Raw genomic sequence first — 18,476 nt, forward strand, 5'->3', positions numbered from 1 at the left:
TAGCAAAAACCAAAGCCCGTTTTATACTCATATTAAATTATTTTTTCAAATTCGGATTCAAATCTTGATCAACTGCCGGATAAGGAGCATAAATATTTTTAGCTTCCGAGAAAGAACCTTCCGGAGATATTGACTCCTTAATAACAACGCCCGGAACAACTTCTACACCGGTGGTATGATCTTCTTGACGATCAGCCCATACCTTACCTAACAAACTCATACGCTGCAAGTCCATACGACGAGTCTGGCAAGCCATCCAATAGCCTGCAACCTCCCATCCATGTTCTTTGAAGCAAAGTTCCGCGAAATCATCAGCTGATAAAGAACCTGCTACTATAGGATTTTCACCTGCACGAACGCGAACTTTATTCAAGCATTCCAAAGCCTGAGTATTAACAGAGCCTGTCGCACGAGCAGAGCATTCTGCATACCACAAAAGAACCTCTGAATAACGGATACAAAGAACACGTTTTTCTGTACAAGCATGGTCAACAGAAGGAGTTGCGCTGCCACCATACGTATAATCAAAATCTGCTGTACCATTATTTGAAGCACAGAAAATTTGATAACATGGATGAGCCTCAGGAATGATAAAATTGCCTTCCGGATCTTTATCCCAGAAATTATGCAATTGCCCTCTATAACCACCTACGAGTACCATAATTTTAGGCATGAAAGTTGCGTCCTTACGAGCTCCTTCCGGAAAATCCTTCCAGAAACGTAAAGCACCCCAACCGTCTCCCCAACCACCTTGGGACTCGAATACATTACTCTTACCTGTTTCATTATCTTGTGACCAAGTAAAAGCCGCGCTCTTATTAATACCAACAACCGTTTCATTGTTATAGTTATGGCTTAATGAATAAACCTGACTATATTCCGGTAACAAATTGTATTCGAAAGTACCACTGTTGCTACCATCAATAACCTGCTTTGCCACATCTGCAGCCTTAGCGTAATATTCTGTTCCTTTATTCAAAGGCCAACCTGCCATATTCATATATACGCAAGACAACGTTGCCATAGCTGCCTGTTTAGTTATATAAGTAGCTACTCCCTGATAAGCACGAGGAGCTGCAGTATACTTGGTAGGCAAATTAGCAACACAATACTCCAAATCAGAAACAATTATATTATAAACATCCTGAACACTTGACAACGGAGTCTCCTGAGAAATCTCATTAGTCAAATTCAATGGTAACTCACCAAACAGGCGTACCAAATAGAAATAATTATATGCTCTCCAATAATGAGCTTGTCCCAATGCAATCTTAATCTCTTCTTCCGAAACAGGAGTTTTTTCTGCGTTAGCAATCAAATAGTTTGCTGCTTTAATTATCGCATAAGAAGTATCCCATGCCGTAACAACCGTTTTATTATCATTAACCATAACAAATCGGTCATACTGTGCATAAGCTTGCTTGTTTGAAGCCGGATGGGTAGTTAAGTCATCTCCCATCCATGCCGGTCCGTATGCATTCGTATTGTTGGCAGGGTCATTAACTTTCTTCCAAAGGGCAGTTACTGCCATATCCAAATCACTCTGTGATGAGAAGAATGTGTCTGCAGATAACTTACCTTTCGGATCTTCATCTAAAAAATCACTGCACGATGTTGCAAATAAAGAACTTATGAGCAAGCATCCAATTAATATTTTATTCTTCATAATTATATACTCTTAATGATTAGAAATTAAACTTGGCTCCAAGCGTGAAGGTACGTGGAGTAGGATAACCACCCATATCAACACCGCTTGTTACGTCAGCATGTCCATCTGAGAAAGAATAAGCTGCAGGGTCCATACCGCTATAGCCGGAAATAGTAAACAAATTCTGGCAACTTAAAGACAAGCGAATATCAGCAAAATGTGTAACCGATTTCTTCAACGTATACGACAAGCTTAAATTCTGTAAACGCAAAAAGTCGGCATTCTCCAGATATTGAGTTGAATTAGGATACATATTATTTGTCGTACTTGTCTGAGAAGCGCAATACGGATTCTCTTTATTCTTATCCCAATTGTTATAATAAGCATCACGAATAGTGATAAAACGAGAGTCACCAACCATATTCTCACCGGCAAAACGAACAATATTCAAACGTTTAGCTCCAAGAGAGGCATTGAAAAATACATTCAAATCCCAATTCCCGTATGATAAAGAGTTGTTCCAGCCGAAAGTCCAATCCGGAGTTGCTTTTCCTGTTAATATACGGTCATTACTATCAACCTTTCCATCGTTATTGACGTCACGATAAATATTATTACCGGTATTTTTATCAATGCCATCCCACTGATACAAATAGAATACACCCATAGGATAGCCTACCTGTGCACGAGTTACACCATCGGGTGGAATCATACCGGCTGCAGGGGTAGTACCTGAAAGATATTCATCACCTGCCAAATCGATAACCTTATTCTTATTATAAGTGCCGGTCAAAGTAAAGTTCCAATTAAACTTATCACTTTGAACAGGACGAGCATTAATAGCAGCTTCAAAACCATGATTCTTGATTTTACCGGCATTCACCCAGTATGTACCACCTCCGTCATAATGAGGGATCTGTTTCTGTAACAATGCGTCGGTGGTAGTTTTGGTATAATAATCTAAGGTAAAACTCAAACGACGGTCTAATACAGAGAATTCAACACCCAAGTCGAACTGTTTAGTCTTTTCCCAAGTCAAATCCGGAGTTGCCAAACTATTCAACCAATAACCGGAGTAATTTGAACTTGCGCCATAACCATAGTCTGCAGCAGAAAGCATACCCAATGTTTCATAAGAACCTAAAGCCTGAGAACCCACAATACCATAGCTGACACGAAGCTTAATGTCTTGTATTCCTTGAAAATCTTTCAAGAAACTTTCATTACTTGCATTCCATGCAAGAGCAATTGATGGGAAATAGCCCCACTTTTTCTTTGTGAACTTAGAAGAACCATCGGCACGGAATGTACCGGTTAACAAATAACGATCACCGTAGTTATACATAACACGGCCAACTCCTGATAACAAAGCCCAATCGGAATAGCCGTTATCGCCTGTACGAGTAGCAGCCAAATTATAGTTCCAATAGCCTACGCTTTCTGTCAGTAAATCTTTGCCGTTTAAGCTCATCGAACGACTTTCATTCTTTGTGATTTCCCAAACGCCTGTTGCAGTCAAGCCATGTTTTCCCCACTGACCAACATAAGTCAGGTTGTTAGACGATTGCAACTGCATGTTCTGATAATCATAATTACCCATGGAGTTTCTTTGTTCAACTCGTTTTGTCGAGAAAGAATATGACTTGTAATTACGGAAATCCATACCATTTGTAGTAGTGAATGTTAAACCTTTAAGGATGTTGAAACGTAAATCAACCATAGCATTTACGGTATTGATTACGACATCAGAACCCTCTTCTTTGGCAATACCATAAGGGTTACGACCGATAGCATTATAGTTATCGAATGCGTACGATCCATCTTCAAGATACATATTCATTGAAGGAGAATAACTGATAGCCTGCCAAATAGGATTAGCCTTGCTTGCCGACCAACCGCTTGTGCTGTAACGATCGCCATGCGATACATTCACATCCGCCGTAACATGGAACCATTTTGTTACATCAGAAGAGACATTAACACGACCGGTGTAACGTTTATTATTACTGAACACAAAGATACCGTCCTGGTTCAAATAATTTCCGGAAATATAATATTGAGTATCTTTATTTCCGTTGGAAATGGCAACTTTATAGTTCTGCGTAACAGCTGTACGGAACATAGTATCCTGCCAGTCAATACCGCCTCCATTCTTATACGACTCTAATTCCGCTGCAGTGAATGCGTTCGGATTGCCTTTTATATCCATATATGCTTGAGCATATTCATAAGCATTCATCAAATCGTATGTTTTGTATATATTGGAAATTCCTACCTCTGCGTCAAATGAAATGATCTTCTGGTCGGCACGACCTTTTTTCGTAGTAATCAAAACAACACCATTTGAACCACGAGAACCGTAAATTGCAGTAGAAGAAGCATCCTTCAACACTTGAATAGCCTGAATATCATCGGAATTGATACCTTCCAAACCCGATTCACGAACAATACCATCAACTACATAAAGCGGATCGTTACTCTTATTAACAGAGTTAGCACCACGAACACGAATCTTGACAGAACCACCCGGTACACCGGAATTCTCAACTTGCACACCGGCCAAACGTCCCTGCAAAGCCTCAGATACATGCGTAATAGGCTGGTCACGGAAATTCTTGTCATCAACTACAGCAACAGCTCCGGCCAAGTCGGCCTTTTTTACTGTACCGTAACCAATAACAACTACCTCTTCCAATGCTTCCGAATCCTCAGACAAAGTAATCTTTAAAGTACGTTGATTGTTAACGGCTACTTCCTGAGCGGTATAGCCGATATAAGAAACGACTAAAGTAGCATTAGACCTCACATTCAAAGTAAAATTACCGTCCATGTCGGTAATTGTTCCATTAGTTGTACCTTTTTCCAAAACGTTGGCACCAATAATCGGATCACCATTAGAATCAAGTACTTGTCCTTTTACAGTAATTGCCTGTTGGACAGCTTCAATTGCATCTGAACTCAGACTCGTTGCGTTTACAGCACTGAATGAGCTACCAGCAATCAAACATACGGACATTCCTAAAGTTTTTAAGAATTGACCGCGTCGCAGAAATATATTATTCCCGCCAGTCAAATGATTGTTGTTCATACCATTGTGATTAATAAATTGTGAAATTAAATTATTTCCATCATAAAATCCGGACGAAATATACCTTCATCCTGACAATACATATTTACACCTATAACAACAATATACAATACTAATTAAATAAAAAAAGATAAAAAATTATCCACTTTTTATACTTTCACACATATCCCGTGGCAAATGTAGCATCTTTTTCACACATTGTGCAATACTTATCGAGTTTTTTAACATAACTAATTCTATATCCCCTTTTGTAGGTATTTTTAAGTCAGATACGTATCGAAAATTCATAAAAAACATTACCTTTACAGCCGTAAAACTGTAAATCATCATGGATAAATACGAAATACTATCATGTCAGAATAGAAATCTATTTCCTGAAAGGCTGGACGAAATAAAAGTTCGTACGCTTTCCTACCTGAGTGAGGAAGAAAAAGAAGGACGCCATTTACAATATTCTAAAATATTCCTCAGCGATGCTCAAAACCAATATTTGCAATTAATAGCATCTCCACTTTACACCGATATACTGAGGCATAAGGCTTGCTCTATCATCGAACAAGCCCCACTCGACGGGTCGAAAATCTCCATTCTGCTGAAGACTTCCGATGCAGATGCCCCATTCATATTCCAATCATACCGCTTGAGTAAGGAGGATGCCGCATGTAACAATTCATATCTGGAACTGACCATTATATTCGAAAAATATCTTAAAACACTAAAAGCTAAAGGCTTGGACATGGCAACTCACTTGGTTCGTACATGGATCTACGTCAGCGATATAGATAACAATTATAATGGTGTAGTCAAAGCCCGAAATGATGTGTTTAAAAGTTATGGACTGAGTACGGATACTCATTTTATTGCCAGTACCGGAATAGGAGGTAATACCGAGACTCAAAATGCCTTTGTGGGAATGGATTTTCTTACTTATCCGCATATCAAAGAAGAAGACAAACTCTATTTAAAAGCATTGGATCATTTAAGTCCGACACATGATTATGGTGTTTCTTTCGAACGGGGAACTCGCTTAGAACTATCGGACAAGTACATTTATTACATATCGGGTACCGCCAGCATTGATAAAGAAGGCAATACCATTAATATAGGAAATCTGTCAAAGCAAACTGATCGCCTGATTGAAAATATCAATGCCTTGCTGAAAGAAGGTGATGCCACACTAAATGACGTTCGTTATTTCATCGTTTACCTGCGCGATGTGTCAGATTATCTGGAAACGGAACATTACATGAAGAAACATTTTCCACATATACCTTATATCATAGTAAATGCTAAAGTGTGCCGTCCGTCGTGGCTCATCGAAATGGAATGTATTGCCGAGAAAGCTAAATAAAGCAGTCAAAGTCTTTTTTATTGTTCATGAAATAAAAATCAAAAAGTGACGCGGATGAATCGCTTGGTTCATGCGTATCATTTGCTAAACTCATGCGTATGAGTTGATCGATTCATCCGCATGAGTTGAACGGTTCATACGTATCACTTCACACATTGATAATCATCAATCACAAAGATAATAGTCATCATTCTTTCATAACACATTTAAAATTCATAACTTAACGAGAGAGTAGCCTGCATATTCTTCGGATGCTTTCCTAAGAAGCTTTTGTTAACCGTATTTAGCAACCCGTATTGGAAATCGGCTCCTATTATATAATGGTTATTAAAACGCAAATCAATTCCGACCTGAAGCCCAACATCAAACCGGTTCATCTTCGGTAAAGTGACCGGTGTTCCTGAATTAAAATACACAGCCTCATCATAAGTGCATTCTTTATCAAAATGATTTGTTTTAAATGTACCCTTAAACTTATTAAATTCAGGCACTTCCATCTGTGTTTTACTGCTAATTCCGTATGCCACATACGGACCAAACTTCAATGATATATTCCGATAATCACTATCATCAAACAGTTCTATGTTATACAAAACCAAAAATGGAACTTCTATATAATCCATGTAGGTTCCCAATTTTGCTTTCAGCACATTATCCTTTATTGATTCCGGTCCGTATGCGCCATTCCAGTTAAAACCTTTTCTGGAATAATAGATCCCGGGAGAAAACAACCAGAAATCGGAATCAAAGATATCAAGATATACGTCTGCACCGGCCTTATAAGCAAAACGCCACTTTACCTTCTCTGATGTTGAGAAATTACTCACTCCCGCTCCAGCACGCACACCCCATCGAACAAACTGGGCCGAAATATTGGTTGCACACAGCAAACATATCATTCCGAATAAAAACTTTTTCATATCTACTACTTTTTTAGCTTAAACACACAAGATAAGAAATAACTGCATATTCTTTATACAAAAATATGAATTTAAGCCTAACTTTGCAACAGAACAAAGAAAACAATCATGAAATACCTTGAAGTTACGTTTACCATTGAACCTTTTAACGAGAATTATACTGATGTACTTTCTGCCATGGCAGGAGAGATTGGTTTCGAGAGTTTCCTTGAAACAGAAAGCGGTATAAAAGCATACATTCAAGACACTCTTTATAATACCAATGCGCTGAAACAAATGGTAGAAGAATTCCCATTACCAAATGTAAAAGTGATTTATTCTGTTGCAAATGCTGAAGATAAAGACTGGAATGAGGAATGGGAAACGAATGTATTCCAACCGATTATCATCGATAATCGGCTTTGCGTCCACAGTTCAACACATACCGATACACCAAAAGTGAAATACGATATTGTCATTAATCCCCAAATGGCTTTCGGGACCGGATCACACGAAACAACCCGGAATATACTTTCCGAACTGTTAAATATGGATTTAACCGGTAAAACAGTGCTTGACATGGGATGTGGAACAAGTATCTTAGGCATTCTTGCTTCCATGAAAGGAGCTGAAAGTGTCACCGGAATCGACATTGACGAGTGGAGCATTAACAATTCGAAGAAAAATATCGAACTGAATCGCTTACATAATATAAAGATAGAACTGGGTGATGCCGGATGTCTGAAAGAAAAACAACCGTTTGATTTGATTCTTGCTAATATTAACAGGAATATTCTGCTAAACGATATGCCGCAGTATGTCCACTGTATGCATTCAGGATCAACATTGATCATGAGTGGATTTTATAAAGAAGACCTACCTCTTATCCAACAAAAAGCCCAAGGTTTAGGCCTAACTTTCGACCATTCAAAAGAAAATAATAATTGGGTAGTTGCGGTCTTTAAGTGTAAGTCGTGAGTATCCAACAGCTATTCATTTACACGCTAAACCCTAAAAATCTTTCTTCAACGTCATAGATTTCAAGTCATGCAACGAACCATTGAATACGTTGAGGTCAACCTTTTCCTGAATTCCCGGAAGGGTTCCCACATCGGTATGCTGCCAAAATTTCCATTGCCCTTGATATTGAACGGAATCGACATAGTAATGAGCTATCCAATATGGATAAGAATTAAAAACAGAATCGTTGAGATACTTCAACTTAAATTTATACGAAGCATAGATAATAGGTTTTACCCTGTAATGTTCTTCAATGCGCTGCAACCATATCCGCACATCATTGCGGAACTTTTGCAAATCATCCCCTTTCTTCTCTATATCAAGCACCGGAGGTAAGTCGAGAGAGTCAAGATCTGCATTGGCAATAAAGAAATCGGCCTGTTTAATCGGGTCACTCTTCGGATTAAAGAAATGATAAGCCCCACGAATAAAATCATGAGCACGGGCAGAATCAAAATTCGACCTAAATGTACTATCTTCCAAATCACCGCCTTCAGACGCCTTCATAAAAATAAAACGAATGCCGAACGGGCCCTGTTGAACATCATCCAACTGATTCCAATTAATCTTCCCCTGATAATGTGAAAGATCGATGCCATGAATATAATCACCCGACGGCATACATACACCATAGGCTTTCTGTCCATAGCAAGGCTTCCAACGGTAAGAATAAGGACGAATAAAGAAATAAAAGAATACCGTAAGAAATACTACCGCAATGAAGACGGATAAAACATAAAACAACCACCTTGGAAGATCCTTCGAAGAAGTGCGACGCGATTTACGCCTTTTCACCAACTTTCTCTTTACAGTCTTCCGATTATTAGTTGTTTTCGATTTACGTCTCAACTTGTTCATTTAGCATTCCTTTCGTTTTGCTCTTATCACAGATTTCTTTAAAGAATTCTATTTTATTATAAAATTAAAGGTGCATCAAAAGTAATGAAATTATCTCATACTTTTTGATGCACCTACTTATTTTTTATAAAGGTCTCGGAGTTTAACATTTATCCAATCTCCGATGCCTTCGATGTTTCCAAATTACTTCTTAAAAGCATTTTTGTTCTCCAACTGTAAAGTTTTGGTTGGTTGGTCACAAACCTCAGTCGGTCCAAAATACTGAATAGGTCCCGGATAAACATAACAAGTTTCCTTTGCCCATTTCTCGCGCAAAGAAGCAAATTTCTTGAATGGTGCACCATTAAGCTCAACGAATGCTTTCTGGATAACAGGTTTCATCTTACCGTTACGGCGCTCCATATTCATCATAGCTGTAATAGGAATACCACCGGCAACCCAATCAGTTGCAGGAGCAGTCAAGTTACGAACAGAAGCCATATAACCGGTCTTACCGTTAGCTATCAACTGAGCAGCGGTGTAACCCAAAGAGTAGCAATAATCTGAATCGAAATTAGATGGTGTTGCGCAACGACCTTCATAACCGAAGAAATGATGCAGAGCAGCGAACTTGCCGACATACTTACCTTCTTTCTTCCAAGCGGCCAACTTCTTGCCTACCATATTACTCAACAATTTCTCTGTTTCAATTAAAGAAACCTGAACATTTCCATGAGGGTCACGGTCCAGAGACAACTGACGAGCCACCTCTTCAGGAAGAGAAGCGTAAATCTCAGCATTTTCTTTCGACAACTTAGAAATAATATACTCACGCTGTTTTGCAGGAGCTACCTCTGCAAACTCCTTACCATTCTTTGCAAGGAAATCGTTCAATTCAGCGATCAAGCGTTCAACTGCAGGAATAAACTCAATTAAGCCCTCCGGAACTAAAACTGTACCGAAATTATTACCATCGGCCGCACGGTCAGCAACAATCTGAGCAATGTAAGTTACAACATCATCCAATGTCATATCCTTTTTCTGAATTTCCTCAGAAATCAAGCAGATATTCGGTTGAACTTGTAAAGCACATTCCAAAGCGATGTGAGAAGCTGAACGGCCCATCAATTTAATAAAGTGCCAATACTTACGAGCAGAATTACAGTCACGTTGAATATTGCCAATAACTTCAGCATACGTTTTTGTAGCAGTATCGAAACCGAAAGAAGTTTCAATCATCGCGTTCTTCAAATCACCATCAATAGTCTTAGGACAGCCTATTACCTGAACACCATATTTCTGAGCAGCATAATATTCAGCCAATACACAAGCATTCGTATTAGAGTCATCTCCACCGATAATAACGATAGCTTTGATTCCCAACTCACGGATAATCTTCAAACCACTCTCAAACTGATCAATAGTCTCCAATTTAGTACGGCCGGAACCAATCATATCAAAACCACCGGTATTACGGTAGTCGTCGATAACCTTTGAAGTCAACTCAATATAATTATGTTCAATCAATCCGCTTGGTCCCATCAAGAATCCAAACAGACGATTAGATCTATTCAAATTCTTAATGCCGTCAAACAAACCTGAGATTACGTTATGACCGCCGGGGGCCTGACCTCCGGATAAAATAACGCTGACATTAAATGCTGGCACTTTTTTCTTTGTACCTTTTACGAACTCAATCAAAGGCATACCGTAAGTATTAGGAAACAGCTCCTTAATCTCTTTCCTATCCGCAACAGACTGTGTAGCTTTTCCTTCTTGTACTTTTACCGGACCCTTCAATGCTTCCGGAAGCTTTGGCTGATAAGCAGCACGGGCAATTTGTAATGCACTTTTCATTCTCATATTTCTATATCAATTTTATAATGTAATATTTCCTATTTTCTTAAAGCTCTGCAAATTTCGCTTTTTTTTCGGAAATATAAAAAGGAAGACTGATAAAAAATGCCTATCTTTACACCGAATATATTAATCATCATAAAAAAAATAGATTATGGCAAAAAGAAGATTATTAAAGAAAAAACTTTCATATATTGCCGGTGAATTGCTCACAGCAAGCCTCGTCGATGGTGTTAACCGTGAAAAAGTTGTTGAATCAGTCAGTAACGTTTTGAATCTTATACCTCGTGTCAGCCATACAGAACCTGGAAATGTGAAAGGCTTTTATAAAACTTTAATGACTGACTTGGATAAGGAGATTCAGGCTGTAGCCAACGAATTAAACAAGGTTGCAAGCGCTAAATAATGAAGAATCGCTTTTTTGAGTTCATTTTTCATAAGGTAATGGGGTGGCATGAGCGTGTCACTATCACCTTACCTGAGAAATGCATTATAGCAATCGCCCCTCATACATCGAATTGGGACTTTATCATTGGTGAAATGTTTATTCATTATTATGGATGGCGTTCAGGTTTTATGATGAAGAAAGATTGGTTTTTCTGGCCCATGGGACCTATCCTTAAAAAAATGGGCGGTGTCCCCATAGACCGTAATAAAAAAGGATCGACAGTAGAACAGACCATCGAGATAGCAAAAGCCGCAAAACGATTCCATTTAGGTATTACTCCGGAAGGAACCCGAAAGCCTAATTCAAACTGGAAGCATGGCTTTTATTATATTGCGGTAGGAGCAAATATTCCTATTATACCCATTGCTATCGACTATCGAACCAAGGCAATTGTTGCTGAACAAATTTGGCAACCAACCGGTAATGCTGATGAAGGGATGAAGAAACTGAAACAATACTTTGCCCAATTCCAAGGAAAACATCCTGAGAACTTCAAAATTTAATGAGGAAACTCTTTTCATTCTTAAAAAATTCTATCTTTGTAAAAAGGACTATTTTGTAACAGCTATGTATACCATACAAACGAACGTTTCCGGCACAAGAAACATCAATATCTCTGATGAGAATCTTCAAACCATCGACAAATATGCTTTGTTCGATCAACTGATTGATAGTAACGGTATTGTCGATGAGTCTGTATTAGAAAAACTCCGGCTTAACATCCGCTCACTCATTGTAGGTGTGGAAGGTAACTGTAAAGATCTTCTTGATCTTTGTATTGATGTCATTTATCATGATAACATGAAAGCCTTAGGCTTGAAAAACTTAGTCGTTCTCTATACCGATTGGAAAGCCAAACTGCGCACCCAACCGGCTGAAGAAATGGAAAAAGAAGCTTAATTTGAAAAAATACGAACTAACCGATTGGTTACCGACAACCAAGAAAGAAGTAGAACTGAGAGGGTGGGACCAGTTAGATGTAATCCTCTTTAGTGGTGATGCCTACGTCGATCACCCTTCTTTCGGAGCTGCCGTAATCGGAAGATTACTCGAGTCCGAGGGACTAAAAGTGGCCATTGTGCCACAACCCAATTGGCGGGATGACTTACGCGACTTTAAGAAATTAGGGCGTCCCCGTCTGTTTTTTGGAATTTCACCAGGCTGTATGGACGGTATGGTAAACAAATATACAGCCAATAAACGATTACGATCGGAAGATGCTTATACCCCCGACGGACGTTTTGATATGCGTCCGGAGTGCCCGACTATGGAATATACTAAAATCCTAAAAAGGCTATTCCCCGATGTACCGGTTGTATTAGGTGGCATAGAAGCTTCGTTACGCCGTCTTACTCATTACGATTATTGGCAAGATCGGGTCATGAAACCTATTTTATTAGATTCCGGAGCAGACTTATTGATCTATGGTATGGGAGAAAAGCCTATTACAGAGTTAGTTAATCGGCTGAAAAAAAATCCTAATGAAATGCCTCACGACATACTCCAAACTGTATATATCGTAAACAAAGGCACACAACCGGAGCCTATCCCCGACCATCCTGCCGACATTATTCTCTATTCACATGAAGAATGCCTTCACGATAAGAAAAAAGAAGCAGAGAATTTCAGGTATATTGAAGAGGAGTCTAACCGATACACTGCATCCCGCATTTTAGAGGATGTAGATAATAAGACAGTTGTGGTTAATCCACCGTACCCGCCCATGAGTCAGGGAGAACTGGATATGTCGTTCGATTTACCATATACACGCATGCCTCATCCTAAATATAAAGGAAAGCGCATACCAGCTTATGATATGATCAAATTCTCGGTCAACATGCATAGAGGTTGCTTCGGAGGCTGTGCTTTTTGTACCATTTCTGCTCATCAAGGTAAATTTATTGTCAGCCGAAGTAAGGAAAGCATATTGCGCGAGGTAAAACATATCATTGAAATGCCCGACTTTAAAGGATATATCAGCGATTTAGGGGGACCGAGCGCTAATATGTATGGCATGCATGGAAAGAATCTGAATGCCTGTCAAAAATGCAAACGACCGTCTTGCGTTAATCCGGAAGTCTGTCCGAATTTGAACACCAGCCACCAACAACTTTTAGATATTTATCATACTGTGGATGCATTACCGGGCATTAAAAAATCTTTTATCGGAAGCGGGGTACGCTACGATTTAATTCAACATCAAACAAAAGACCCGGAAACAAATAAGATTAATGCCCAATACGCGAAAGAACTTATAGTAAATCATGTCAGCGGTCGATTGAAAGTCGCGCCCGAACATACCAGTGAACGAGTCCTACAAGTTATGCGAAAACCATCATTCAATCAGTTCTATCAATTTAAACAAACATTCGATCAAGTAAATAAAGAATATCACTTAAAACAGCAACTTATTCCTTATTTCATCAGCAGCCATCCCGGTTGTACTGAAGAAGATATGGCTGAGTTAGCAGTTATCACAAAAGATTTGGACTTTCACTTAGAGCAAGTACAAGACTTCACTCCTACTCCTATGACCGTTGCTACCGAAGCATGGTACACCGGATATCACCCGTATACATTAGAAAAAATATATTCTGCTCGTACCCAGCGGGAGAAGTTAGCACAACGAATGTTTTTCTTCTGGTACAAGCCTGAAGAGCGGAAAGCAATTATTAATGAACTACAAAAAATAGGACGTCCTGATTTAATTGAGAAACTCTATGGAACGAAAAATAATTCTTTCAAAGAGTATAAGCATAAAAACGAGCGTCAAAAATGGCATCGAAAACGCTAAAAAGCGAATCCCCCTTTAATCAAGAAGTTACATTGTTTATTATTTCAAACTTATCTGCATCATTCCCAACAGGGAAGCGTTTACGAAATACATTTAATTTTTGTATGTCTATATCCAACGAAACGATGCTTTCTTCATTTCCACACTCCACCATAGCCTTACCATAAGCATCAATAATTGCACTACAGCCATTATAATTTGTTACTTGATCGGAACCAACACGATTTACAGCAATTACATAACACTGATTCTCTATTGCTCTGGCTCTTATCAATGTACGCCAAGCCTCTATACGCAAAGCGGGAAAGTTGGCTACGTAAAGTATAGCATCATAATCACCTTTATTCCGAGAAAAAACAGGAAAACGAATATCATAACAGGTCTGAAGCAACAAACGAAAACCTTTAAATCTCACTATCACTCTCTCTTCTCCTGCCGAGAAATAGGTCTCTTCATGACCATAAGTGAACAAATGTCTCTTATCATAATACGATATTGTTTTATCAGGGTGAACAAAAAAAAAACGATTGTAATGCTCTGTATCTGTAACTTTCCATGCCAAACTGCCTGCAATGGCAAACTGATGAAGACTTGCCATCTGTTGCATCCAAGAAGGAGTTTGTCCATCGTCAAAAACAATCATGCCATGATGGTCGACCGTACAAAAGCCCGTTGAAAACATTTCCGGCAGTACAACCAAGTCTGTCTTTAATCCATCCAACATAGCTTCTAATTTTCTCCGATTCGCAGCGGGATCGGATAGGATGATATCTTGCTGTATGATAGTTACATTCATTTAATATGAAATATTATCAAGTTTACCCATCTCTTTCGCTTTCACCGGAGCCGTGAATAGCTTATTTAACTCCTCATCCGTCAACTGATAAGTTGGATTGAACGCATCGGAATTCATATATGTCAGTATGCTGTTATATAACTGTCGAGCCTCAGGGTACTTCTCCTGACTCTCCAAATCAGTCATACAAACCAACAATTTGCCCTTCTCGATAGAAAATTCAAATATCAATCCCAACTTATGATTCCTTTCAATATTATCAATGACCTGAACGATAGGTTTATAGCCGTTTTTCACCTGATCAAGAATCAGCGGACGGCTATTCTTCACCATGGGATACCACTGCCAATTTGTATATGCATCGGTTGTAAATGAATTAAACAGAGGATGCTCAGGATCGGTCAGAATACCCATTGTTCCGGGTGATTCCGGACGTTTAACACGCTCACTGATGGTCTTAAACATGCGATAGTTCCAATAATCCGTTTGGAAAAGTCCCCCTACCGTTACCTCTTTATACTTATCCAAATTAGGAAAATAAAGAACTTTTTTACCATTTTTCAACTCTGAAAGTAAACTCTTCGTCAGCTGATGGGTTACTTTTACTCCCTCAGGCACTTGTATCTCATAAGCCGGTTCAAACACCCAGATAGGATAACTATTCCGATATTCCGTCCCATCCAGTCTTAATAATAAAGTTGCTTTCTTAGGAGCTTTCACTTTGGAGATATCCGGTGTAATATTTCCAATAAAGAACAGACCTCCCTGCTCTATGTTGACATCCAATACACCATCGTCCACCACCGAACTGTCCGAGAGCAATTGCCAAATAAGGTGTTTACCTTTTATTTCCTCTGCCGAGTAATTCGCAATCTTCACTTCCGCTTTCATCGTCTCATTCTGATAATAAGTCAGATTTGAAGTTATCAGCATAGGTACCACCTGATTACAAAACTCTTTAAACTTTTTCGGCTCTATTAAGCCTTTACTATCCATGAACGCGTCCAATATACCTACATAGGCAGAACCTTGTCCCGGATAATCCTGCAAGTCAAGCAACTGAAATCCTGCCATACCTTTGGTACGCAAATCCATCTCAATATCCGCGCGATAAAGTTCTACTGCCCACTTTCCCGATGCTTCAAAAAATGCTTTTGCCTGATCTGCCATCCCCACATCTTCCAAACGTTTCCTAAAGATTTCTAAATTCCACGGTTTTAAGTTCCCCGTATATTTCTTTATCTGCTCATAATTCGGATATATCTGGAATTGTCCCGTTTCATGACTGATAACAGGCACAGCGCAATGGGCCACTGCCGAATCAAAATTCATGACGGTATTGGGATAAGTAGCATTGATATAACCGCCATCATCGGCATCGGCAAATGAAAAAGAACCACGAGTATGAGTCTTCCGACTATTATCCCCGGGAATACGACATGTAGTAAAGAAATCATCCCAAGTGTCATATCCTTGATAGCCTAAGAAATTGTTGGAACCGGAAGAAAACAAATGCCGATTATCCTGTTCCCGGAAATTTGTTACCAATCTCTCCATCACAGCCTTATCACCCGACAATTCATTCCCCAAGCTAAACATAACAAACGAAGCATGATTTGAATACTGTTTTTGAATATGCTCCCCCTCTTTTAACAAGAACGCTGTTAATGTACTATCCCGACGATTCAAGCTTCCCCAAATAGGAAGCTCCGGTTGCAAATAAATCCCTTCCATATCAGCTGCTTCAAAGCAAGCCTCCGGAGGACACCACGAATGGAACCGATAGTGGTTTATACCGTACGACTTTGCTATCCGAAAATAATGCTGCCAAGTCTTTACATCCATAGCGACATGTGCTGTCAGAGGAAAGACACAGGCATCGTGCTTGCCACGCAAGAATACCGTCTTTCCGTTGATGGCAAACTGAGTTCCTTTGACCTTAAAATCACGTATGCCAAACACTTTCGTCTGCTCGTCATTAATCTTCTCACCGCTTATTCTGACCAACAGTTTATACAAATTAGGCTCATATTCACTCCACGTTAAATAATTATCTTCCAAAGGCAAATCCACTGTTACCTTATTCCCCTCTAATGTTATTTCCTTTTGTATCTTCAGTACACTGCGTTTTTCCGTGTTGATGGCATTAGCATAAAGAGTGACATACAAAGTCTGATGTTGCTTGGGCAAGCTGCTTAATGTGAATTGAACTTCCACCTTTTTTTGTTCTATAGAAGGATATATCTGCAAATCGGAGATATAAACCTTTGGACGCGCTTCCAACTTTATATCACCGATGATGCCGTTCCAATTGGTCTGAGTGGACTCCACATAAGCGTGAGAATTAGCCATTACCGCGGCAGGAACAGCATTTCCGTTATCTACCATAATGGTCAGCTTATGAGTTCCGGGCGTCATCCGACTCGTCAGGTCATAAACTTGCTTTGTAGAAATATCGTCCGACGCTCCTGCCCAATCATTATCTACCCAAACCTTCGTCGGCTTCGTCCGCTCCAAAGTCAGTAGAATATTTCTATCTTTCCAATAAGTAGGGATTTCAATGGTCTTGCTATACCACGCCTTTCCTACATAATAGTATTCACGCGAAAGATTAGAAGTTTCCTTATGATGGGTATTCAAATTACCTTTCTTCCGGTTATCCATCGTTCCCGGCAAGTTGATATGATCGTTCAGTTGCACACTAAACCAAGCCTGTTGCTCACCCACATTGGTAGAATCCGACTGAAACGACCATATCCCCGCCAAACTCATTTCATACTTCGAACCTGCCTTACATCCGCCCAGTAAGACTGCTATCAAAGCAAACAATAAGAGCTGTAATTTCCTCATAAGAATCCTCTTTTATAACTCTGTAAAGTTAAGAAAAAATCTGCTTAAAAGCAAATTAAAACAGCTTTTTCTACTCTGAAAGCAACATCAGAAAACATCCTTTGAAAGGCTGTATTAACATTATTCCCATGAACTACCAATCTCTTTTAATAAAACAGTTCAATGTCATTTAAAAATATAGAGAAAATTATAGGATATTATAAAATATTTTCCGTACCTCTGCAGTAAAATTACAATAAAATGAGATGTATTTAGGAGAGTTGATTTCTATTGGTGTCGCCTTTTCATGGACCATCACAGCATTGGTCAGTGAGGTGGCAACCAAGCGCATGGGAGTCATCGTGGCAAACGTATGGCGTTTGTTACTGGCATTCCTCTGTTCCGCAGGACTCTGCCGGTGGTTCATGGGTGGCGCGATGCCCGTGTACGCCGATGCCGGCACATGGGGATGGTTGTTGCTGTCGGGAATCGTGGGCTATTTCTTTGGCGACTGGTGCTTGTTCAACTCTTATCTTTGGATAGGGGCACGTTATGGACAACTCTTCATGACTCTGGCACCAATAGCGTCTGCTTTCGCCGCGTGGATATCTCTCGGCCAGGTACTTTCGTTGAAGGCTGTCATCGCCATGACAGTGACGTTAGCAGGCATTTTCATCAGCATCCTCGGACGTGCTGAGGGCAGTGGCAAGCTCACGCTGAAACTACCGTGGCATCCTCGGACGTGCTGAGGGCAGTGGCAAGCTCACGCTGAAACTACCGTGGCATCCTAAGTTAATATGCAAATAAAATAATGAAAAAATGAAGAAAAATAATTCACATGTAGCCTTAGATGCTCATAATGAGCATCTAAAATGGACTTCCATACCCAGTGCCAGTTCTATATGTATG

At 39.5% G+C, this 18,476-nt stretch carries 14 protein-coding genes; 7 read left to right on the forward strand and 7 right to left on the reverse strand.

The window, feature by feature from the left end:
* Nucleotides 1–37 precede the first annotated feature (37 nt).
* Complete coding sequence (locus LO761_RS03765; RefSeq protein WP_272816992.1) at nt 38–1,666, reverse strand: RagB/SusD family nutrient uptake outer membrane protein; 1,629 nt, start codon at nt 1,664–1,666, stop codon at nt 38–40.
* Between the two features lie 19 nt (nt 1,667–1,685).
* Nucleotides 1,686–4,736: a SusC/RagA family TonB-linked outer membrane protein gene (locus tag LO761_RS03770; protein WP_272816993.1), complete on the reverse strand. Its 3,051-nt coding sequence runs from the start codon at nt 4,734–4,736 to the stop codon at nt 1,686–1,688.
* A gap of 328 nt (nt 4,737–5,064) precedes the next feature.
* Between LO761_RS03770 and LO761_RS03775 the strand changes: the two genes are divergently transcribed.
* Entirely contained in the window at nt 5,065–6,087 is a 1,023-nt protein-coding gene (locus tag LO761_RS03775) for a Rid family hydrolase (RefSeq protein ID WP_272816994.1), read from the forward strand.
* Nucleotides 6,088–6,293: 206 nt separating this feature from the next.
* Here LO761_RS03775 and LO761_RS03780 read toward each other — a convergent pair whose 3' ends face one another.
* The gene (locus LO761_RS03780) at nt 6,294–7,007 is read right to left on the reverse strand and encodes a porin family protein (protein ID WP_272816995.1); all 714 of its coding nucleotides are present in this window, start codon (nt 7,005–7,007) and stop codon (nt 6,294–6,296) included.
* A gap of 108 nt (nt 7,008–7,115) precedes the next feature.
* On the opposite strand from LO761_RS03780, the gene prmA reads away from it, so the two are divergent.
* Complete coding sequence (gene prmA / locus LO761_RS03785; protein ID WP_272816996.1) at nt 7,116–7,964, forward strand: 50S ribosomal protein L11 methyltransferase; 849 nt, start codon at nt 7,116–7,118, stop codon at nt 7,962–7,964.
* A 33-nt stretch (nt 7,965–7,997) separates the two neighbouring features.
* Here the strand turns inward: prmA and LO761_RS03790 are convergent, their stop codons facing one another.
* On the reverse strand, nt 7,998–8,864 hold the full coding sequence (locus LO761_RS03790; protein WP_272816997.1) for a glycoside hydrolase family 25 protein: 867 nt from the start codon (nt 8,862–8,864) through the stop codon (nt 7,998–8,000).
* A gap of 183 nt (nt 8,865–9,047) precedes the next feature.
* Nucleotides 9,048–10,700 (reverse strand): diphosphate--fructose-6-phosphate 1-phosphotransferase, encoded by a 1,653-nt coding sequence (locus LO761_RS03795; RefSeq protein ID WP_272816998.1) that lies wholly within the window; start codon nt 10,698–10,700, stop codon nt 9,048–9,050.
* 154 nt (nt 10,701–10,854) lie between these two features.
* On the opposite strand from LO761_RS03795, the gene LO761_RS03800 reads away from it, so the two are divergent.
* From LO761_RS03800 to LO761_RS03815, 4 genes are all read left to right on the forward strand, one after another.
* On the forward strand, nt 10,855–11,106 hold the full coding sequence (locus tag LO761_RS03800) for a hypothetical protein (protein ID WP_272816999.1): 252 nt from the start codon (nt 10,855–10,857) through the stop codon (nt 11,104–11,106).
* Complete coding sequence (locus tag LO761_RS03805; protein ID WP_272817000.1) at nt 11,106–11,651, forward strand: 1-acyl-sn-glycerol-3-phosphate acyltransferase; 546 nt, start codon at nt 11,106–11,108, stop codon at nt 11,649–11,651. The genes LO761_RS03800 and LO761_RS03805 overlap by 1 nt, the downstream gene beginning before the upstream one ends.
* A 64-nt stretch (nt 11,652–11,715) precedes the next feature.
* Nucleotides 11,716–12,048 carry a hypothetical protein gene (locus tag LO761_RS03810; RefSeq protein ID WP_272817001.1) on the forward strand — a complete coding sequence of 111 codons (333 nt, stop codon included), beginning with the start codon at nt 11,716–11,718 and terminating at the stop codon, nt 12,046–12,048.
* Between the two features lies 1 nt (nt 12,049).
* Entirely contained in the window at nt 12,050–13,942 is a 1,893-nt protein-coding gene (locus tag LO761_RS03815; protein WP_272817002.1) for a YgiQ family radical SAM protein, read from the forward strand.
* A 19-nt stretch (nt 13,943–13,961) separates the two neighbouring features.
* Here LO761_RS03815 and LO761_RS03820 read toward each other — a convergent pair whose 3' ends face one another.
* Together LO761_RS03820 and LO761_RS03825 are read right to left on the reverse strand one after the other, a co-directional pair.
* Nucleotides 13,962–14,738 carry a nitrilase-related carbon-nitrogen hydrolase gene (locus tag LO761_RS03820; protein WP_272817003.1) on the reverse strand — a complete coding sequence of 259 codons (777 nt, stop codon included), beginning with the start codon at nt 14,736–14,738 and terminating at the stop codon, nt 13,962–13,964.
* The gene (locus tag LO761_RS03825; protein WP_272817004.1) at nt 14,739–17,588 is read right to left on the reverse strand and encodes a sugar-binding domain-containing protein; all 2,850 of its coding nucleotides are present in this window, start codon (nt 17,586–17,588) and stop codon (nt 14,739–14,741) included.
* A 245-nt stretch (nt 17,589–17,833) separates the two neighbouring features.
* Here LO761_RS03825 and LO761_RS03830 point away from each other — a divergent pair, with 245 nt between their 5' ends.
* The gene (locus LO761_RS03830; RefSeq protein WP_272817005.1) at nt 17,834–18,316 is read left to right on the forward strand and encodes a DMT family transporter; all 483 of its coding nucleotides are present in this window, start codon (nt 17,834–17,836) and stop codon (nt 18,314–18,316) included.
* Nucleotides 18,317–18,476 lie beyond the last annotated feature (160 nt).

It is taken from the genome of Phocaeicola oris (assembly GCF_021295095.1).
In the GTDB taxonomy this organism is placed as follows: Bacteria; Bacteroidota; Bacteroidia; order Bacteroidales; family Bacteroidaceae; genus Phocaeicola; species Phocaeicola oris.

Excerpts from the sequence above, each read along its gene's own strand:
- LO761_RS03795 (WP_272816998.1), bottom strand. The coding sequence starts at position 10,700 with ATGAAAAGTGCATTACAAATTGCCCGTGCTGCTTATCAGCCAAAGCTT.
- LO761_RS03810 (WP_272817001.1), top strand. The coding sequence starts at position 11,716 with ATGTATACCATACAAACGAACGTTTCCGGCACAAGAAACATCAATATC.
- LO761_RS03770 (WP_272816993.1), bottom strand. The coding sequence starts at position 4,736 with ATGAACAACAATCATTTGACTGGCGGGAATAATATATTTCTGCGACGC.
- LO761_RS03825 (WP_272817004.1), bottom strand. The coding sequence starts at position 17,588 with ATGAGGAAATTACAGCTCTTATTGTTTGCTTTGATAGCAGTCTTACTG.
- LO761_RS03790 (WP_272816997.1), bottom strand. The coding sequence starts at position 8,864 with ATGAACAAGTTGAGACGTAAATCGAAAACAACTAATAATCGGAAGACT.
- LO761_RS03780 (WP_272816995.1), bottom strand. The coding sequence starts at position 7,007 with ATGAAAAAGTTTTTATTCGGAATGATATGTTTGCTGTGTGCAACCAAT.
- prmA (WP_272816996.1), top strand. The coding sequence starts at position 7,116 with ATGAAATACCTTGAAGTTACGTTTACCATTGAACCTTTTAACGAGAAT.
- LO761_RS03820 (WP_272817003.1), bottom strand. The coding sequence starts at position 14,738 with ATGAATGTAACTATCATACAGCAAGATATCATCCTATCCGATCCCGCT.
- LO761_RS03765 (WP_272816992.1), bottom strand. The coding sequence starts at position 1,666 with ATGAAGAATAAAATATTAATTGGATGCTTGCTCATAAGTTCTTTATTT.
- LO761_RS03800 (WP_272816999.1), top strand. The coding sequence starts at position 10,855 with ATGGCAAAAAGAAGATTATTAAAGAAAAAACTTTCATATATTGCCGGT.
- LO761_RS03830 (WP_272817005.1), top strand. The coding sequence starts at position 17,834 with ATGTATTTAGGAGAGTTGATTTCTATTGGTGTCGCCTTTTCATGGACC.
- LO761_RS03775 (WP_272816994.1), top strand. The coding sequence starts at position 5,065 with ATGGATAAATACGAAATACTATCATGTCAGAATAGAAATCTATTTCCT.
- LO761_RS03805 (WP_272817000.1), top strand. The coding sequence starts at position 11,106 with ATGAAGAATCGCTTTTTTGAGTTCATTTTTCATAAGGTAATGGGGTGG.